Annotated in this window: 1 rRNA gene; it reads right to left on the reverse strand. The window is 57.0% G+C overall.

Annotated features, from left to right (window positions below):
* Positions 1-228 (reverse strand): 23S ribosomal RNA (locus tag ADK86_RS19235); the annotation flags it as partial.

The following is a 228-nucleotide window of genomic DNA, read 5'->3' on the forward strand; positions in this document are numbered from 1 at the left end:
CACGTGTGTATCGCTACTCATGCCTGCATTCTCACTCGTGAACCGTCCACAACTACCTTCCGGCGCTGCTTCACCCGGCACACGACGCTCCCCTACCCATCGACACGGTCGTTGGACCTCATGCGTCAATGACATGACTTCGGCGGTGTGCTTGAGCCCCGCTACATTGTCGGCGCGGAATCACTTGACCAGTGAGCTATTACGCACTCTTTCAAGGATGGCTGCTTC

Origin of the sequence: Streptomyces sp. NRRL F-5755 (genome assembly GCF_001279365.1) — a bacterium.
GTDB classification, from domain to species: Bacteria; Actinomycetota; Actinomycetes; order Streptomycetales; family Streptomycetaceae; genus Streptomyces; species Streptomyces rimosus.